Origin of the sequence: Pseudomonas sp. CCC4.1 (genome assembly GCF_035019225.1) — a bacterium.
Taxonomy (GTDB): Bacteria; Pseudomonadota; Gammaproteobacteria; order Pseudomonadales; family Pseudomonadaceae; genus Aquipseudomonas; species Aquipseudomonas bubulae.
On the sequence record NZ_JASJWL010000014.1, the window covers coordinates 1 to 19,016 of the forward strand.

Here is a 19,016-nt window from a genome sequence, read left to right on the forward strand (position 1 = left end):
AGATGTGTATAAGAGACAGGAGCAGGCTCGCTCCCACAGTTGAAGTTTTCCCGTAGCAGCGGGTTACTTGGCCCTTGAGCTGCAGGCGAAGCCGTCGGGGCCAGCCGTTTGCGTGCAGGCGCGTTCGGCGGGCAGGTTTTTCACCGGCTCGCGCAAGTGGTTGCGATTTTTGCCGTCGCGCTCCAGGTCAAAGGCGTCATACAACTTGCCAGCCGCGGTGTAGCTGCGCACCTTCAGCCTTGAGTCCTGTACGTCGACCGTCTGGTACAGCTGGGTTTCTTCAGCACTGCGATCCGGTTGCTGCCGGGCCCGGTCATTGAGGCCATACATCTTCGAACCCGCTACCGAGACCATATACACCGGTCCCTGAATCTTGCCGCCGGCTTGTGCGGCTTTGGACGCAACACGCCCGGCCTCGTTGCTGACACGGCTGTAGCAGTGATCATGGCCCTGCAACACCAGATCCACCGCATAACGCTCGAACAGCGGCTTCCAGGCAGTTTTCAACGGCTCGGTATCTTCGGGGCGGGCGCAGGTGTAGACCGGCTGGTGAGTGACCACGATATTCCAGCGTGCGGGGCTGGTTTTCAGGCTCTGCTCAAGCCAGCGGGTCTGTTGATCAAGGGTGCCCATATCGAGCGCCGAGGTGCCATCAAGGACGATAAACCGCACACCCTGATAGTCGACAAAGTAGGTGGTGTCTTTGAGCCCATCAACACCGTTTTGCGGCAGGGCGAACTGGCGGCTCCAGTGCGGCCCGAGAGTGCGGGTTTCGCTGCCGTCGGGGTTGAGGCCGTCGAGGTATTCGTGGTTGCCGGCGGCCACTAGCTGGGGAATCATCCCGTAATTGAAACCACCTGCCTGGTTCCATTCGCCCCATTGATCGTCGTGTACCAGGTCTTCGCGTTGCGACACCAGGTCCCCGGCATGCACGATCAACGCGGGGTTGGCCACGCTCTGCAAGGCCTGGCGAATGCTGCGCGAGGCCAGTGACAGAATGTCGTTCTGCACATCGCCCATATAAATAAAGTTGAACGGCTTGAAACTCTTGGTCGCAGTGTGGAACTGCAACCACTCACTCCAGCCGTCGCTGCCCTTGACCCGGTACACATAGGCCGTGCCCGGCTGCAGGTCGTGCAGGCGTACCTGGTGGAACAACGCCGCGCCGTTCTCGTTGTCCAGGCTGATGCTTGTGCCCTGGACCTCATGCGCCGCCTTGGCCAGTTGCGGGCCATCGAGGGCAGGAGCCAGTTGCAGCTGGCTGGTCTGCTGGCGGGTATCGGTGCGGAATGTAACGGCCATTTCTCTGGCAGGATCGGCCCCGGGGGTCAGCACGATACGGTCGGCCAGGCCACTGGCGGCATAAGGCGCGCCGGGGGAGTGGGGCAGCGGCGTGTCGGGGGCGGCGCAAGCGCTGTTGATCACGGAAAAAAGCGCGAGGGCCAGTAATGTGGGGCGAATCATGGGGGCTCCTTGAGGGCTGAATGCCCGTCAAGGAAACAAAGCCCCATGACACCGGGATGACGGCGGGGGTCGATTTGGCTCAGTCACAAGTCGCTTTGCGCGTGGCTTGTGGCCCGCAGCGGGGTAAACGTTGAGGCGAAGGGGGTCGTTTGAGATCACCCCTTCTGCGCCATTTCTGTAGATACTCTGTTGCCGGTCAACCCTCCCTGTGGGAGCGAGCCTGCTCGCGAAAGTCGTTCGCGAGCAGGCTCGCTCCCACAGTTAAAATTCCCTTCAGAACTAGCGGCTTGCCTGCATCGCGGGCAAGCCCGGCTCCCACACATTCTCCTCCCGTGATGGTTGTGCCGCGCTGGATGCCGCCACGCGACCAATCACCAGAATCGCCGGGCTCTTGAGTTCAAACGCCTGAGCATCTTTCTCCATCGCCGTCAGGTCGCTGCGGCATTCGCGCTGGTGGGGCAGGGAGGCATTTTCGATCATGGCCACCGGCATGTCCGCCGTCATGCCGCCCGCCAGCAATTGTTCGCGGATCTCGCTCAACTTTGCCACCCCCATATACACCACCAGCGTGGTGCCGCTTTGCGCCAGCGCCTGCCAGTTCACCTGGCTGTCATCCTGGGTGTGTGCCGTCACCAGCGTCACCCCACGGGCCACGCCGCGCAGGGTCAGGGGGATAGCGCATTGCGTCGCGCCAGCCAGGCCGGCCGTGATGCCATTGACCAGTTCCACCTCAATCCCGTGTTCACGCAACCACTGTGCTTCTTCACCGCCACGGCCGAAAATGCATGGGTCGCCGCCCTTGAGTCGAACCACGCATTTGCCGTGGCGGGCATAACGCAGCATCAGGCGATGAATAAACGCCTGTGGAGTCGAACGGCACCCTCCGCGTTTGCCCACCGAAATCACCCGCGCAGCGGGGCAATGCTCCAGCACCGCGTCATTGACCAGATCGTCAATCAATACGACATCTGCTTCGCGCAGGGCGCGCACGGCCTTGAGCGTCAGCAGTTCGGGATCACCCGGCCCTGCGCCCACCAGCCAGACTTTTGCACTCATTGTGATTTCCTCACGGGTTAATGGCGACCGGCTGCGCCTGGGCAGTCAGCAAGCGCTTGATTTGCGGGACACAGGAGCCGCATTGCGTCCCGCAGCCCAACGATCTTTTCAGTCCCTGCAAGTCCAGCCCTTGGGCGATGCCAGCCTCAATCACGCTCTGACTGACGTTCTTGCAATTGCACACAATCGAGTTGCCAGCGGTCGGGGCGTTGGCGTTGCCCGGTGGCGCGCTCAGTGGCGCCAGCAGCCAGCGGCGCAATTGCTCGTCGGCGCGGCCTTCCTGCCACAGGTTTTGCAGCCAGTGCCGTGCCAGGGTTTCGCCCGCCAGACGAATCGCAGTGATGCTTCCGTGCTCGATGCGCACCCGCTTGCCAATGGCGCGGCGCGGGTCGTCGTAAGCCAGTACCGGCCCCTCGTTGAGCCCCAGGCATTGATCAATCTCGCGTAGCAGTTGCGGATCGGGTGCGCTGGCGCTGGCGGCACGGATCAGTAACGCAGGGCGCTCGCGGCCAGTCAGGCTGAAACTGACGTACGAAAATGTTTCGCAGAGCTGGCGCAGTGTCTCGAAGTTCTGTTGAACATCACCCTCGATCAGGGCGAAAAGGTGCCAAGGTAATTGCGCCGGTTCCAGGCGCACGGCGCTGTGTTTGAGTTCCGGTTGTTTGGACAGCGGGTCAAACGCTGGCACGGTCAAGGTGTTGACCCCGCCCTTGAGGAAGCGGTCACCCCAGTGCATCGGCAAAAACGCCTGCCCCGGGCGCACGCTGTCGTCGCTGCTGACTGGAACAATCACGGCGCCGCGCCGACTCTTGAGGCTGACCAGATCTCCGGGCTGCAGGCGATGACGGCGCAACTCGTCCGGGTGCAGGCTCAACACCGCTTCGCTGACGTGACCGAACAATTGCGCGGCCGTGCCGGTGCGGCTCATACCGTGCCATTGGTCGCGCAGGCGACCAGTGATCAGCGTGAGGGGGAAGCGTGCGTCGCGCTGCTCCTTGGCGGCGCGGTAGGGCTCGGCCACGAACTGCGCACGACCGGTGGCGGTAGGGAATACCGCGTCCAGATACAGCCGCGTAGTGCCTTCACGGGCCCCTATCGGGAAAGGCCACTGTTGCGGGCCGATGGCATCGAGCACTGCATGGCTGATACCCGACAGGTCCAGATCACGGCCAGAGGTCAGGTGCTTGTATTCGTCGAACACCTGGGCTTCAGTTTCAAATGCAAACAGGCTGCTGTGCTCGGGACGCAGATGTTTTTCCAGGCGCTGTGCGAAATCCACCGTAATTGCCCAGTCTGAACGGGCTTCGCCTGGTGCCGGGATGGCTTTGCGTACATGGGAAATACGCCGTTCAGAGTTTGTCACTGTGCCGTCCTTTTCTCCCCAACTGGCGGCGGGCAACAGCAGGTCGGCGAAGGCCGCGGTTTCGGTGGTGTGAAACGCCTCTTGCAGCACCACAAACGGGCAGGCCTGCAACGCCGCCCGCACGGCAGTCTGGTCCGGCATGGATTGCGCGGGGTTGGTGCAGGCGATCCACACGGCCTTGACCTTGCCGCTGGCCATTTGCTCAAAGAGTTCGATGGCGCTCAGGCCGGTGTTCTGCGGCAGTTGCTCAACCCCCCAGTAAGCGGCGACTTCGGCCCGGTGTTCGGCATTGGCCGCATCACGATGGCCGGGTAACAAGTTGGACAGGCTACCGGTTTCGCGCCCGCCCATGGCATTGGGCTGACCGGTAAGCGAGAACGGTCCTGCACCCGGGCGGCCGATTTGCCCGGTGGCCAGATGCAGATTGATCAGGGCGCTGTTTTTCGCGCTGCCGGCGGTGGACTGGTTCAGGCCCATGCACCACAGCGATAAAAAACTTGGCGAGGTGCCTACCCATTCGGCGCATTGCTGCAGTTGCTCGACGCTGATGCCGCACAATTGCGAGACCATCTGCGGGGTGTAATCGCGCACCAGGCTTTTCAGCTCGGGCAGGCCCTGAGTGTGGGCCTGGATAAAGTCGCGATCGACCCAGTCTTCCCACAGCAATAAATGCAAAATTCCGTGAAACAACGCGACGTCGGTGCCCGGTAAAATTGCCAGATGCAGGTCGGCCAGATCGCAGGTATCGGTACGCCGCGGGTCGATAACGATGACTTTCATCTGCGGACGTCGGGCTTTTGCCTCCTCCAGGCGGCGAAACAGTACCGGATGTGCGTAGGCCATATTGCTGCCGACGATCATCACGCAATCGCTCAGCTCCAGGTCTTCATAGCTGCAAGGCGGCGCATCGGCGCCCAGGCTTCGTTTGTAGCCGACCACGGCCGAGGACATGCACAGCCGCGAATTGCTGTCGATATTGTTGGTGCCCACCAGCGCCCGGGCCAGTTTGTTGAAGGCGTAGTAATCCTCGGTCAGCAACTGCCCCGAGATATAAAACGCCACGCTGTCGGGGCCGTGCTCGGCGATGGTGGCGGCGAACACATTGGCCGCGTGATCAAGGGCGCTGTCCCAGTCGATGCGACCACGGGCCAGTGCCTTGCCCAGGCGCAGTTGCGGGTACAGCGCGCGGGCATTGAGGTCGCCGGTCAGGTGCAGGGTCGAGCCTTTGCTGCACAGCTTGCCATAGTTGGCCGGATGCGTCGGATCGCCGCTAACGCCGAGAATACGCTCGCCATCATGTTCGATCAGCACGCCGCAGCCGACCCCGCAGTAGCAGCAGGTGGAGGCGGTGATCTGGCGGCTCATCAGCCTGCGTCCCGCAGGGCCAACTGCACACGGCCATTTTCCACCCGCGCCTGATGGTGGTGGGCGCAACCGATGTCCGGAGCCTGGGCTTCGCCGCTTTGCAGATCGATCTGCCAGTTGTGCAGCGGGCAGGCGACGCGCTTGCCGTAGATCAAACCCTGGGACAACGGGCCGCCCTTGTGCGGGCAGCGGTCGTCGAGGGCGAACACTTCGTCGTCGCTTGTGCGAAAAATCGCGATATCACCCTTCGGTCCGCTGATGATCCGTGAGCCCAGGGTGTTGATTTCTTCAAGTGAACAGATATCGAGCCAGTTCATGCCGGCACCTCCAGATTGTTCACGGGGATGACCTCGAACTCCTTTTTCAGCAACGGCTGCACCAGGCGCTCTTTCCACGGGTCTTGCTCAAACGACAGGGAAAACTGCAGGCGATCATTGAGCGCCTTGCGCCGTTCGGGGTCTTCAAGCACAGCCTTTTTGATGTGCTCCATACCGACCCGTTGCAGGTAATGCACGGTGCGCTCGAGGTAGAAGGCCTCTTCGCGATACAACTGTAAAAAGGCACCGTTGTACTCGCGGACTTCTTCAGCCGTTTTGAGCTTGACGAAGAACTCGGCAACCTCGGTTTTGATCCCGCCATTACCGCCGATATACATCTCCCAGCCTGAGTCCACGCCGATAATTCCTACGTCCTTGATGCCTGCTTCCGAACAGTTGCGCGGGCAACCGGACACTGCCAACTTCACCTTGTGCGGCGACCACATATTGAACAGATCGTGTTCCAGTTCGATGCCCAGTTGCGTCGAGTTTTGCGTGCCGAAGCGGCAGAACTCGCTGCCCACACAGGTCTTTACCGTGCGGATGGATTTGCCGTAGGCATGCCCCGAGGGCATGTCCAGATCCTTCCACACGCCCGGCAGGTCGTGTTTTTTTATCCCCAGCAGATCGATGCGCTGCCCGCCGGTAACCTTGACCATCGGCACGTTGTACTTGTCGGCCACATCGGCAATACGCCTCAGCTCGGAGGGGTTGGTGACGCCGCCCCACATCCGCGGAACCACCGAGTAGGTACCGTCTTTTTGAATGTTTGCGTGAGCCCTTTCGTTTATTAGCCGTGATTGCGGATCATCGCGGGCCTCTCCCGGCCAGGTCGAAATCAGGTAGTAGTTGAGCGCCGGGCGGCAGGTGGCGCAGCCGTTGGGCGAGCGCCAGTTCAGGTAGCGCTGGGTGTCGGCGATGGTCAGCAAATGTTGCTCGCGAATGGCCCGGCGGATTTGTCCGTGGTTCAGGTCGCTGCAGCCGCAGATGGCTTTTTCGCTTTTGGGTTTGACGTCTGCCGCGCCCCCCACGGTGTTGATCAGAATCTGCTCCACCAACCCGGCGCATGAACCGCAGGAGCTGGCCGCCTTGGTGTGCTTTTTGACCTCATCAACGCTGAACAGCCCGTGCTCTTGAATAGCCTTGACGATGGTGCCCTTGCACACGCCATTGCAACCGCAGATTTCGGCGGTGTCGGCCATGCTCATGGCCTTGTCCTGGCCCTGATGGCCGACATCGCCTATGGCATTTTCACCAAACATCAAATGATCGCGGATCTCACCGATGGCGTGATTCTCACGGATTTGCCGGAAGTACCAGCCGCCGTCTGCGGTGTCGCCGTACAGGCAGGCACCCACCAGAATGTCGTCCTTGATCACCAGCTTTTTGTAGACCCCGCCGATCGGGTCGCTGAGGGTGATGATTTCAGTGCCTTCACCGCCCATAAAGTCGCCTGCCGAGAACAGATCGATGCCGGTGACCTTCAGTTTGGTCGACGTGACCGAGCCCTGATAGCGGGCAAAACCCAGTTGCGCGAGGTGGTTGGCGCAGACCTTGGCCTGCTCGAACAGTGGCGCCACCAGGCCGTAAGCGATGCCGCGATGGCTGGCGCATTCGCCGATGGCGTAAATGCGCGGGTCGTAGGTTTGCAGGGTGTCGTTGACGAGAATGCCGCGATTGCAGGGGATGCCCGCCTGCTCGGCAAGCTCGGTATTGGGCCGAATACCGGCAGCCATCACCACCAGATCTGCAGGGATGATCTCGCCGTTCTTGAACTCCACCGAGCCCACCCGGCCATTGCCAGCATCGTGCAGGGCATTGGTCTGTTCGCGCAGGCGAAAATGCAGGCCGCGTGCTTCAAGAGCATTTTGCAGCAGTTGGCCGCTGATCGGGTCGAGTTGGCGATCCAGCAGCCATTCGCCGATATGCACCACGGTCACATGCATGCCGCGCAGCATCAGGCCATTGGCTGCCTCCAGCCCCAGCAGTCCGCCGCCGATGACCACCGCGTGTTTATGGGTTTTGGCGGTATCGATCATCGCCTGGGTATCGGCAATATCGCGGTAGCCGATCACACCGTCCAGGGTGTTGCCGGGGATCGGCAGGATAAAGGGCGTAGAGCCGGTGGCAATCAGCAGACGGTCGTACTCGGCTTCGGTACCGTCTTCGGCGATAACCCGGCGCCTGGCCCGGTCGATCTGCACCACCTTGCGGTTGAGCAGCAGCTTGATGTTGTTGTCCAGGTACCAGTCCAGATCGTTGAGCACTATCTCCTCGAAGGTCTGTTCCCCGGCCAGAACGGGCGAGAGCAGGATACGGTTGTAGTTGGCGTGAGGTTCGGCGCCGAAGACCGTAATCTCGTACAGCTCGTTGCTCAGTTTGAGCAACTCTTCCAGGGTGCGAACCCCGGCCATGCCGTTGCCGATCATCACCAGTTTGAGTTTTTTCATCAGGTTCTCCGCGAGCAAGGCCGGCCTTCTGGGGGGGCATTGCGGCCTTGTTCGACACATTGTGCAAAAACAAAAAAAGGCGTCCCGCTAGTTGCCTAGCGAGGACGCCTTTGTCCTTGTCCCGTTCTCTCGGGAAACCTGGTATTCGTCGTTGAAGACCGGGTTTTATGTTTGATGGATTAGCTAATGCAGTGGTTGTGCCAAGTTGACAAGAGCCCGTGTTTACACGATGTCTGGATATTCGCGGGGTGTTTTTGTGCACCGATGCAATGCGCCTCGCCCGTTATTGGGGCGCCGCTTGCCCTGTAGCGAACACCTTTATGGGTGAGACAGCAAAAATATCAGCACCAGATTTATCAACAACGACACTGATGCCACCGTCCGCCATACCTTTAACGGCTCGCGCTCCAGCAAGGGCCGGGGGCGCACGCTCAAGCTCTGGCGCTCACCCTGCTCCAGTTGTAGCAGCCATTCTTCGGCCGTTTCAAAGCGTTGCGCCGGATTGGCGGCAACCCCGCGCTCAAGGTTATGGGCAATCCACTCCGGCAGATCGGGTCGATAACGACTGGCGCTGACAGGCATACCAAAGCGCGGACGCTGAAATGCTTCGATTTCTCCGTAGGGGTAATGCCCGGTCAGCAGGTAATACAACGTCACGCCCACGGCGTAGAGATCCTGTCCGGGGCTGGGTTTTTCGCCGCGAAAGGCTTCCGGGGAGAGATAACTGGGTGTGCCGGGCAACGTTGATGGCAGATCCTCCGACAGACCGGGGCAGTAGGCCAGCCCAAAGTCCAGCAAGCGCAATTCACCGTCGTCACCCAGCAACAGATTGTGCGGTTTGATATCGCGATGAAAAATCTGCCGTCGGTGTAACAGGCCCACAGCTCGCAACAGGCGCTCGGCCAGATCCAGCCATTGTGCCAGGGGCAGAGGCCCGCGCTTGGTATAGAGATTTTCCAGGGTGGTGCCTGGATATTCACGCATCACGTAGTACAAATGCTGACGCTGGCTGGCGGGGTGCACCTCGGGGAAATGACGACCCGCCACGCGCTTGAGGAACCATTCTTCCGATAGCAGCGCTTGCCCTGCCAGGTGATCGTCGTGCAGATGGGCCGGCAGGGTTTTCAGTAGCCAGGGCTGTTGCTGCGCATCCCGCACCCGGTAGAGCAGTGATTGCTGGCTCTGGCCAACATGGCTTTCGACCTGCCAGTTTTCAAAGTGTTGCCCCGGTTTGAGCGCGGGCGGTAGTGGCCATTGCTGCAGTTGCGCCAGGGCGTCGCCGATGGCGCTTTCCCCCAGAGCGTCGACCCTCACCAGCAGAGCGCTGGCATTGTCCTGACTGCCTGCCCGATGCGCGGCATTCACCAGCGTGCTGGCGGCGCTTTGCAGGTCGGGAAGATCACGCAACAGGGCGGCTATGGCGGTATCGCCCAGGGTCGACCATATACCGTCACTAAGCAGCACAAAGGTCTCGCCCTGTTGCAGTTCACCGTCCAGAAAATCCACCACCAGATACTGATCCAGCCCCAGCGCCCGCTTGAGCACATGCTGCATACCCGGCTGGTCCCAGACGTGGTCTTCACTGATGCGCTGCAAGGTTGTGGCGTGCCAGCGGTAGACCCGGCAATCACCCACATGGGCCAACGTAAAACGCCTGCCGCGCATGACCACAGCACTTACCGTGGTCAGCAGCGGTTGCCCGCCGCCATTGGCGCGCAGCCAGCTATTTTGCGCTTGCAGCAAACGCTCCAGTGCCTGGGCGACGCTCCAGGTCTCTGGTGTGGCGTAGTAGTCCAGCGCCAGTGCCTGCAAGGTCGAACGGGCGGCCAGGCCGCCATCGGCGCATTGGCTGACGCCATCGGCAATGGCAAATAAATGCCCCTTGCTTGCCGCCAGCATGGGCACAGGCGTGACCTCGCGCAGTGCGTCCTGATTCTCTGCGCGAGGGCCGATGGCGCTGGCGTGGGCGAAACTCAGTTGCAGACTCATCGCAGTCTCACACTCGGGCAGCGGTCACGGCAGCCGAGCCCCACGTTGTTCTCCAGCGGCGCTTGACCCCGTGCAGGCCGAACCAGGCCAGTACGCCAAGGCTGGCAAATAACCACAAGGCCAATTGATAGCTGCCGGTGCTTTGTTTAATCGCGCCCATGCCTGCTGCGAGGGCGAAACCACCAATGCCGCCTGCCATGCCGATCAAGCCCGTCATAACGCCAATTTCACGACGAAAGCGCTGAGGCACCAATTGGAAAACTGCCCCGTTACCTGCACCCAATCCCAGCATTGTGCAGACGAAAAGCGCCAGTGCTGCATAGGAGCTTGGCAGGTTGAAACCTACGGCGGCGATGCTGATGGTCGCCAGGGTGTACATCCCCAACAGGGTACGAATACCGCCGAAGCGATCCGCCAGCGCACCGCCCAGCGGCCGCATCAAACTACCGCCAAACACACAGGCCGCGGTGTAGTAGCCGGCAGTCACCGGGCTTAGTCCGTATTGATCGTTAAAATAGCCGGGCAGGGCGCTGGCCAGGCCGATAAAGCCGCCGAACGTCACGCTGTAGAAAAACATGAACCACCAACTGTCGCGGTCGCCCAGGGCCTTGAAGTAATCACTCATGGACTTGGCCACGGGCCGTTCCGGGGCGTTTTTGGCCAACCAGGCAAACACGAAAATGCACAGCACCAGCGGGATCAGGGCAAAGCCGAACACATTGCTCCAGCCATAGGCCGCTGCCAGCACCGGGGCCAGTAGCGCAGCGAACACCGTGCCAGAGTTGCCTGCACCGGCGATGCCCATTGCCTTGCCCTGGTGTTGCGGTGGATACCACTGCGAGGCCAGCGGCAACGCAACGGCAAACGAGGCGCCAGCCATGCCCAGAAACAGTCCCAGCAAAAGAGCCTGCTCGTAGCTGTGAATACCGTGCTTCCAGGCCACAAACAGCGCACCAATAACAATGACCTGACCGATCAGCCCGGCGGTTTTGGGAGACAGGCGATCAGCCAGCAGGCCCATCACAAAGCGCAGCACGGCGCCCGCGAGGATCGGCGTGGCCACCACCAGCCCACGCTGTTGCGTGGTCAGGTGCAGGTCGGTGGCGATTTGCACGGCCAGTGGGCCGAGCAGATACCAGACCATAAAACTCAGGTCGAAATACAGAAACGCCGCGAACAGGGTTGGAGTATGGCCGGACTTCCAGAAGCTTGAATTCATCGCGCACCTCAACGGTTGATCGTTTTTAGAAGAAGAGTTGCGATGGGGCGCCGTAACGGCCGCACCACCGGCCCCGGTCGCTGGGGCCAAAACGAAAAAACGCCGCTGCCGGATCCGCCATGGGCGAATCAGGGGAGCGACGTCTCTGTCGTAGATGGGGCAACCGCCGTTGGTTACCGGTAAGGATTGCTTAGCGAAAACTGTGCCAATTGAGGAGGATCATGGGTCAACCCAGAAGCTCACTCATGGCTATGATCTGTTCCGCCACCTGTATCAGTTTTTGTTGGCGGCTCATGGCCTGGCGGCGCATCAGGGTGTAAGCCTCTTCTTCGTTGCAGCTTTTCATCTTCATCAGCAGACCCTTGGCCAGTTCGATGCGCTTGCGCTCGGCCAGTTGCTGGTCGCGGGCATGCAGTTGGGCGCGCAGGGCTTGGTCGCTCTCGAAGCGAGCCATGGCCACATCGAGAATTGGCTGCAAGCGCTGTGCGTGAATGCCTTCGACAATGTAGGCGCTAACCCCTGACTTGATCGCCTGACGCATCACGCCGGGGTCGTGCTCGTCGGTGAACATGACAATCGGTCGTGGTTGGTCCCTAGACACCAACACCACTTGCTCCATCACATCGCGGCTTGGCGACTCGGTATCGATCAGGATCACGTCCGGGCGCACCGTTTCGACGCGAGCAGGCAGGTCGATGGTCAGGCCCGATTCATCGATTACCTCAAATCCGGCTTCACTCAGCGCGGCTTTCAGGCGGCCGACTTTTTTCGCCGTGTCGTTGATCAGCAAGATACGCAGCATGGGGGTGGCTCCGGTCAACGACGGGCAGCAAGAGGAGCGCGGGTGCTCATGGCATGCAGCGCAAAGCTTCGGGCATAGCCTGCGGGATCCGAGCCGTCCCACACCTTGCCATCGAGCAACTGGCTGCTGCGCATGTTTGCGGCACCTGCCGGCACGTTAACGGCGTTGGCCGCGTCGCGGTACAGGGCCAATTGCTGAACCTGACGGGCAACACCGAGGTAGTCCGGGTCTTCGCGCAGCAAGCCCCAGCGGCGGAACTGGGTCATAAACCACATGCCATCGGACAGGTACGGCAGGTTGACCTCGCCGTCACCATAAAAACGCAGGGCGTGCGGGTCTTGCCAGTGCTTGCCCAGGCCGTCGTTGTAGTCGCCGAGCAGACGCGGCGCGATGCACTCTACGGGTGCATTCAGGTACTCGGGGGCGCTCAGCAACTGCGCGGTACTGCGCCGGTTTTCGTCGTTCTGCTCGATAAAGCGGCTGGCTTCCAGGATCGCCATCACCAGCGCCCGGGCGGTATTGGGGTACTGCTCGACAAACGCCCGGGTACAGCCCAGGACTTTTTCCGGGTGATCGGGCCACAGCGCCTGGGTGGTGGCGAGGGTAAACCCCATATTCTGTGCAACCGCGCTGGCAGCCCACGGCTCGCCGACGCAAAAGCCGTCAATGCGACCTGCCAGCAAGTGCGCAACCATCTGTTGCGGTGGTACCACTACGCTGTTGACGTCTTGCAGCGGATGAATGCCCTGACTCGCCAGCCAGTAATACAGCCACATGGCATGAGTGCCCGTGGGAAAAGTCTGGGCGAAGGTCAGTTTCGATCGACTTTGGTGCACGTGTTGTTGCAGCGCCTCAGGACGGGTCACGCCCAGGGCCTGTAAACCGTGGGAGAGGTTGAGGCTCTGGCCGTTTTGGTTAAGCCCCATGAGTACGCTCATGTCGGTGGCCGCCACGCCGCCAATGCCCAGGTGCACGGCGTAGATCAGCCCGTAGAGGCTGTGGGCGGCGTCGAGCTGGCCGTTGACCAGATTGTCCCGCAGGCTGGCCCAGGACGACTGGCGCTTGAGGTTCAGCGTCAGCCCGAAGGGCTGGGCGAACCCTTGAGTGGCGGCCACCACCACCGAGGCACAGTCGCTTAGGGCCATAAAACCAAGGTTGATTTCGGTTTTTTCCGGGGCATCGCTGCCGTTGACCCAGGCCAGAGGGCCGGCGAGTGATTCGTTCATGGGAGGCAGCACCTTGGCAAAAGCATACTGCGAGGGTGCAAGGCATATGCCAGAGGTGTTGACCCAGTTGAAAACCTGGATTTTACAGGGCTTTGGATTTGCGCTTGCCTTTAATGGGGTGGCTTACTTCAAGCGGTCTTGCGCCTTGCGATACGCGGTCTCGTGTTCGCGCTTGTCAACGGCGACGACGAACACCACAACCTCTTGATCAATGACCTGATAGATCAGTCGGTAACCCGCGCTGCGTAACTTGATTTTGTAGCAATCGGGCAGCTTGCGCAGCCGGTTGGCTTCAACGCGGGGGTTGAGCAACACCTCTGACAGTTTGCTCTTGAATTGCTGCCTGACCGGTCTGCGAGCTTGTGCCATTCCTTGAGTGCGCGCTGGTCAAACTCAAACTCAAGATCAAAGGTCATCCAGTGTTACCTTGACCCTTTGTGGTGCCGCCAGGCGTTCGCGCACAGTGTTGATGAGGGCTTCGTCTTCTTCGGTTACCAGCATGGGGCGAAAGGGCAGTTGGCCGCGTTCGGCTACGTACTGAAATGCCTGGCGGACCAGTTCAGAGGGGGTGACACCCAGGCGCTCAAGTTCCTGGTAAGCGCGGGCTTTGAGTTCATCGTCAATGCGAATGTTGATGGAGGCCATGGCTTTGACTCGTGTAATGACGTTTGTCATTACGCTGACCTCTGCCCGTTTCTTTTACAAGTGCCATTGGGCGGTTAAGTGTTCTGCGTTGTTCATATGCGCTCCTGAATTTAAGCCACCAAACCAAAGAAGGGTGGTCAGTTCTGTGAGCCTAGCTAGAGATAATCAGGTGATTCGTACGACGATTCGCTTTCATTCCCGTGAAACATCCGAGCGTAATTCCGCTCGCTTGCGCCTGTCCAAATCGGGGAAGAGTCTCGCTCCACCGCTGCTCAATGGCCGGTTGCCACGTCGTAAAGCGGTTATGCGCGAGCCAGGCAAACAGGTGAATAATTGAAAGGGTTATTAACTTACAACTGAAAAGTTTATAACCATTTAACGCCGCTAACACCGGACATGTTCTATAAAACTGCTCATCTATCGTTAGACTAAAAAGTGATTGGCTGCCCGAGTTTTTATGCCTTTATGATCTGTTCACAACAACTCGTGAAGCAGGAGTGGGGCGATGACTATTCAAGTAAAACCCGTAGCGGGTCGAATTGGTGCACAACTTGAAGGCGTAAAACTGGGCGGTGATATCAGTGGCGAAACATTCGAGTTTATTCATCAGGCCTTGTTGAAATATAAAGTCCTGTTCTTTCGCGACCAGCATTTAAGCGACGCCGAGCACGAAGCATTTTCCCGCCGCTTCGGTGATCAGGTGCCCCACCCGACCGTGCGCTCTGCCGAGCAAAGTTCCGCCATCCTGCACCTGGACGCCAAGGAAACCCGCGCCAACTCCTGGCATACCGATGTGACCTTTGTGGCCAATTACCCGAAAATCTCCATCTTGCGCGGTGTGGTCATTCCACCCTATGGCGGCGACACAGTGTGGGCCAATACCGCATCGGCTTATAACGATTTACCCGAGCCGTTAAAGCAACTTGCGGACAATTTGCGCGCTCTGCACACCAATGTTTATGACTATGCGACGCCTCGCGGTACCGATGAGTCCGGTCTCAAGCGCTATCGCGAACAGTTCACTGCCGAAGTTTATGAAACTGAACATCCGCTGGTTCGCGTTCACCCGGAATCGGGCGAAAGAAGTTTGTTGCTGGGCCACTTTGTCAAAGATATTCAGGGTGTGAGCAGCAACGATTCCAAGCAACTGATTCGCCTGTTCCATGACCGCATTACCCATGTCGACAACACCGTGCGCTGGCGCTGGCAGGAAGGTGATGTGGTGATCTGGGATAACCGCGCCACCCAGCATATTGCGATCAACGACTACGGCGATGCCCCGCGCATCGTACGTCGCACCACCATCGACGGCGATGTGCCGGTGGGTGTCGACGGCCGCCTGAGCCAGGCGCTCAAGCCGACCCCGGACACCCGCTCGCCGAAAACCGAAGCCGACAAAAAACACCTCGCCGCCTGACGGGCCGCGCCTTATTGCTTCAAGGAAGACCTGCCCATGGCCACATTCAAAGTAAATGCCCTGTTGCGCAAGACCCGCATTGCCGCCGTGCTGGCGGCGGTCATGGCTGTTCCGCTGGCCGAGGCCGATGTGTTGCGCGTCGGTGTGGCGAGCGCCGGTGGCGGTGATCCGGTCACGTTCAGTGGCTCGCCGCTGGGCATCGTGCGTAACCAGCAACTGCTGGAAAAAGCCTTCGCCGGCACCGGCACCGAGGTGCAGTGGTTCTTCTTCAAAGGCGCTGGCCCTGCGGTCAACGAAGCGTTGTCCAACCAGCAGCTGGACTTCGCCTATCAGGGTGATCTGCCGGCGGTGGTCGGGCGCTCCAACGGGCTGGACACCAAACTGCTGGCAGCACTGGGGGTGCGGGCCAACCTGTATCTGGCGGTGCCAAAGGGCTCTGACATCAAGACCATCGAAGACCTCAAAGGCAAGAAGGTCGCGGTGTTTCGCGGCACCAACGGTCATCTGGTGTCGATCAACCTGCTGGCAGCGCACGGCATGAGCGAGCGCGATATCAAGGTGATCAACCTCGATGCCGGCAGTACCCAGGCAGCCCTGGTTTCCAATGGCGTGGATGCGGCCTTCGGTGGTCGTGAGCTGTTCAAGCTGCGTGACAAGGGCCTGATCGACATCGTTTACGACAACCCTGCCCAGGATGTGCGCTACACCCGTCAGACCGCCTTGGTGGTGCGCGGTGCCTATGAAAAAGAGCACCCGGGCAATGTGCAAAAAGTCGTCGATACCCTGGTGGATGCGGCGAAATGGGCGTCCGAAGACAGCCATCGTGATGAGGTGTTCAGCGAGTGGGCCAAGAGCAATGACCCGGTGGACTCACTGCGCGCCGACTTTACCGGGGTGAGTTTGCGAGACCGGAATTCGCCGCTGATCGACACCTTTCTGGTGAGTCGCTACCAGGCAGTGGCAGAGCAGGCCAAGGACGAAAAGCTGATCCGCCGCCCGGTGAGTATCGAAGGCTGGTTTGAGCCGAACTATTTGCAGACCGCGTTGAAAGCCAAGGGCCTGGAGAGCTTCTGGACGGCCTATGGCGTGGATGGCAAACAGCCCGCCGGCAATGCGGTAGCGGGCAAGTAACTGCATACCCTTATGGGGATACCCCTGTGGGAGCCCACAGGGACTCCGTTTTTTGTAGTAGCAACAAAGGAGCCAGGCATATGGCCAGGGCACAGACCGTCATACCGCAGCAGTACGCACCGGCGCTACCCAAGGGCAACGTCAAGCGTTTGCCACCGGCCCCGGCACGCCCGGTACGCAAGGTCGAAGTGCCGCGCACCTCGGCCTGGGCCACGACCCTGGGTGACCGGAGCTTGCCCTGGCTCTTGCCGCTGACCCTGCTGGGCCTGTGGTATCTGGGGGTTGAGCAGGGCTGGCTGTCAGAGCAGGTCTTGCCGCCACCAGCCTATGTTTACGAAACCCTGTCGGATCTCTTTGCTTCTGGCGACCTGTGGATAAATGCTGCCGCCAGCCTGCAGCGGGTAGTCGTCGGGTTTGCCCTGGGGGGCGCTATCGGTGTGGCGCTGGGGCTGGCGATGGGGTTGTCGAAAACCGTCGAGGATTATCTGCTGCCCACCTTCAATGCCATTGTGCAAATCCCGGTGTTGGGCTGGTTGCCGTTTGCCTTGTTGCTGTTCGGCATCGGCGAGCCGCTCAAGTACGTGCTGATTGCCAAGGCGGCGATGGTGCCGATCACCCTATGCACCTTGCAGGCTTTCCACCAGGCGCCCAAGGGCTTGCTGGAAGCAGGGCGGGCCTATGGTTTCAGCCGCTGGCAGAGTGTGGTGTTTATCGTGTTGCCGGCGGCTATCCCGACCCTGTTTACCGGCCTGCGCCTGGGCTTCACCAAGGCCTGGCTGTCGCTGGTAGTGGTTGAGCTGGTGGCGTCTAGCGAAGGGCTGGGTTACCTGATTGTCTATGGTCGCCAACTGTTCCAGCTGGATCTGGTGATGGCCGCCGTGGTGGTGGTCGGGGCGATCGGCCTGGTGATCGACCGTGGTTTTGATTATGCCGAGCGCCGCCTTAATCGTGGCCGCGCACCGGTAGCGGGGCGCCTGTCATGAGCAGCGCATTGGCTATCAGTCATGGCAGCAGCCGTCGCTATCGCGGCTGGGTGTTGCCGATCAGTGCCGTCGCCCTGTGGTGGCTGGCTTCGCATATGGGCTGGAGCCAGTCCGGGCTGCTGGTTTCACCGGAGAAAGTGGCGGCCACGGCCTGGGACCAGATCGCTTCGGGCAAGTTCTGGCGGGCCATCAGCGCCAGCCTGACGCGCAACCTGAGCGGCTTTTTTATCGGCACCACCCTGGGCCTGGTGCTGGGTTGCCTGCTGGGCCTGTCGCACTATTTCGAGCGTTTGGTCGGCCCGAGCTTCAACACCTTCAAACAGATTTCGCTGTTCGCCTGGATCCCCCTGATCTCGGTGTGGTTCGGCCTGGGCGATGTGGCCAAGGTGGTGTTTTTGTCACTGGCGGCCCTGGTGCCGGTGGTGGTCAATACCTGCGACGGCCTGCGCAATGTGCCGCCCAACCTGCTGGAAGTGGCGCGGGTCTACCGCTTCAGCCGTTGGCAGACCATCGTCGGAGTCATGCTGCCCGCCGCCTTGCCCTCGATTTTCACCGGGCTGTATCTGGCGCTGGTGTACTCGTGGCTGGCGACCATCGGCGCCGAATATCTGCTGGTGTCGGGGGAGGGCATCGGCAACACGCTGATCGATGGCAGCGAGCATTTCATGATGGACCTGGTGCTGTTCGGCATGGTGGTCATCGGCCTGGTGGGCTGGAGCCTCAATGCCCTGGCCCGAATTTTTGAGCGACGCATGCAACGCCTGTACGGCATTGAACCGCGTTGATCGGCACTTTCAAAAGGATTGCAGCATGCTCAATAACAGCCTGACCCTGGAAAACATCAGCAAGCGCTTTGCTTCGCGCCCCGGTAGCAGCAGCCAGTTGCAAGTGCTGGACAATATCCAGCTGGATATCGCTCCCGGCGAATTTATCAGCATCGTCGGTGCCAGCGGTTGCGGCAAGTCCACCCTGCTGCGCCTGATTCTGGGCCTGGACGAGGAGTACGAGGGGCGCATCCTGCTCAATGGCCAGCCCATCGACGGCACGGGGCTGGAGCGCGGCATCGTGTTTCAGGATCACCGTTTGTTCCCCTGGCTCAACGTTGAACAGAACGTTGCCGTGGCGCTGAAAAACTCGCCGCTGAGCACAAAGGAAAAGCGCGACACCGTGCGCGAACATATCGAACTGGTGGGCCTGCAGGACTTTATCGACGCCTACCCGCACCAGATTTCCGGCGGCATGGCCCAGCGTGTGGCGATTGCCCGGGGGCTGGTCAACCGCCCCAGCGTGCTGTTGCTCGACGAACCCCTTGGCGCCCTCGATGCGCTGACCCGGGCGCGCTTGCAGGGCGAGCTGCAAAACATCTGGGCCAAGGAAAAAATCACCATGATCCTGGTGACCCACGATGTGGATGAGGCTGTGTTTCTCGGTGATCGCGTGGTGGTCATGCAGCCCAACCCTGGGCGTATCCGGCGCATCCTCGATATCGACCTGCCGCGCCCGCGCAACCGCAGTGACAGCCGCTTTATCGCCCTGCGCGACGACGTGCTGAGTGACTTCGCCGAATTGCATTGAACCCCTGCCACCTG

The 19,016-nt window shown here is 60.4% G+C and carries 15 protein-coding genes and 1 pseudogene; 5 read left to right on the forward strand and 11 right to left on the reverse strand.

What is annotated here, in order from left to right:
• Positions 1–63: 63 nt before the first annotated feature.
• From QN377_RS08195 to QN377_RS08245, 11 genes and pseudogenes are all read right to left on the reverse strand, one after another.
• Positions 64–1,464, reverse strand: coding sequence for a purple acid phosphatase family protein (locus tag QN377_RS08195; RefSeq protein WP_153328210.1), 1,401 nt, complete (start codon positions 1,462–1,464; stop codon positions 64–66).
• 279 nt (positions 1,465–1,743) lie between these two features.
• Positions 1,744–2,520 carry a uroporphyrinogen-III C-methyltransferase gene (gene cobA, locus QN377_RS08200; RefSeq protein WP_095018734.1) on the reverse strand — a complete coding sequence of 259 codons (777 nt, stop codon included), beginning with the start codon at positions 2,518–2,520 and terminating at the stop codon, positions 1,744–1,746.
• 10 nt (positions 2,521–2,530) lie between these two features.
• Entirely contained in the window at positions 2,531–5,248 is a 2,718-nt protein-coding gene (locus QN377_RS08205; protein WP_095018735.1) for a nitrate reductase, read from the reverse strand.
• Positions 5,248–5,565, reverse strand: a complete 318-nt coding sequence (nirD, locus tag QN377_RS08210) for a nitrite reductase small subunit NirD (protein ID WP_095002498.1) — start codon at positions 5,563–5,565, stop codon at positions 5,248–5,250. The genes QN377_RS08205 and nirD overlap by 1 nt, the downstream gene beginning before the upstream one ends.
• Positions 5,562–8,015, reverse strand: coding sequence for a nitrite reductase large subunit NirB (nirB, locus tag QN377_RS08215; protein ID WP_095002499.1), 2,454 nt, complete (start codon positions 8,013–8,015; stop codon positions 5,562–5,564). The genes nirD and nirB overlap by 4 nt, the downstream gene beginning before the upstream one ends.
• Before the next feature lie 318 nt (positions 8,016–8,333).
• Positions 8,334–10,004, reverse strand: coding sequence for a bifunctional protein-serine/threonine kinase/phosphatase (locus tag QN377_RS08220; RefSeq protein WP_095018736.1), 1,671 nt, complete (start codon positions 10,002–10,004; stop codon positions 8,334–8,336).
• A 7-nt stretch (positions 10,005–10,011) separates the two neighbouring features.
• The gene (locus tag QN377_RS08225; RefSeq protein WP_095002501.1) at positions 10,012–11,223 is read right to left on the reverse strand and encodes a nitrate/nitrite transporter; all 1,212 of its coding nucleotides are present in this window, start codon (positions 11,221–11,223) and stop codon (positions 10,012–10,014) included.
• Positions 11,224–11,449: 226 nt separating this feature from the next.
• On the reverse strand, positions 11,450–12,025 hold the full coding sequence (locus QN377_RS08230) for an ANTAR domain-containing response regulator (protein ID WP_019827366.1): 576 nt from the start codon (positions 12,023–12,025) through the stop codon (positions 11,450–11,452).
• A gap of 14 nt (positions 12,026–12,039) precedes the next feature.
• On the reverse strand, positions 12,040–13,251 hold the full coding sequence (locus tag QN377_RS08235) for a CmpA/NrtA family ABC transporter substrate-binding protein (RefSeq protein ID WP_095002502.1): 1,212 nt from the start codon (positions 13,249–13,251) through the stop codon (positions 12,040–12,042).
• 123 nt (positions 13,252–13,374) lie between these two features.
• Positions 13,375–13,667: pseudogene (locus QN377_RS08240) on the reverse strand (type II toxin-antitoxin system RelE family toxin).
• A complete protein-coding gene (locus QN377_RS08245; RefSeq protein WP_095002587.1) occupies positions 13,657–13,896 on the reverse strand; it encodes a type II toxin-antitoxin system RelB/DinJ family antitoxin in 240 nt (79 codons plus the stop codon). Before QN377_RS08245 ends, QN377_RS08240 begins: the two are co-directional and overlap by 11 nt.
• A 505-nt stretch (positions 13,897–14,401) precedes the next feature.
• Between QN377_RS08245 and QN377_RS08250 the strand changes: the two genes are divergently transcribed.
• The 5 genes from QN377_RS08250 to QN377_RS08270 all read left to right on the forward strand — a co-directional run bounded on the left by QN377_RS08250 (position 14,402) and on the right by QN377_RS08270 (position 19,002).
• Positions 14,402–15,313, forward strand: coding sequence for a TauD/TfdA dioxygenase family protein (locus QN377_RS08250; RefSeq protein WP_095002503.1), 912 nt, complete (start codon positions 14,402–14,404; stop codon positions 15,311–15,313).
• Positions 15,314–15,349: 36 nt separating this feature from the next.
• Positions 15,350–16,444, forward strand: a complete 1,095-nt coding sequence (locus QN377_RS08255) for an ABC transporter substrate-binding protein (protein WP_095002504.1) — start codon at positions 15,350–15,352, stop codon at positions 16,442–16,444.
• A gap of 80 nt (positions 16,445–16,524) precedes the next feature.
• The gene (locus QN377_RS08260) at positions 16,525–17,427 is read left to right on the forward strand and encodes an ABC transporter permease (RefSeq protein WP_095002505.1); all 903 of its coding nucleotides are present in this window, start codon (positions 16,525–16,527) and stop codon (positions 17,425–17,427) included.
• The gene (locus tag QN377_RS08265) at positions 17,424–18,212 is read left to right on the forward strand and encodes an ABC transporter permease (RefSeq protein WP_095002506.1); all 789 of its coding nucleotides are present in this window, start codon (positions 17,424–17,426) and stop codon (positions 18,210–18,212) included. Before QN377_RS08260 ends, QN377_RS08265 begins: the two co-directional genes overlap by 4 nt.
• 25 nt (positions 18,213–18,237) lie before the next feature.
• A complete protein-coding gene (locus tag QN377_RS08270) occupies positions 18,238–19,002 on the forward strand; it encodes an ABC transporter ATP-binding protein (protein WP_095002507.1) in 765 nt (254 codons plus the stop codon).
• The last annotated feature ends 14 nt before the right edge of the window (positions 19,003–19,016 follow it).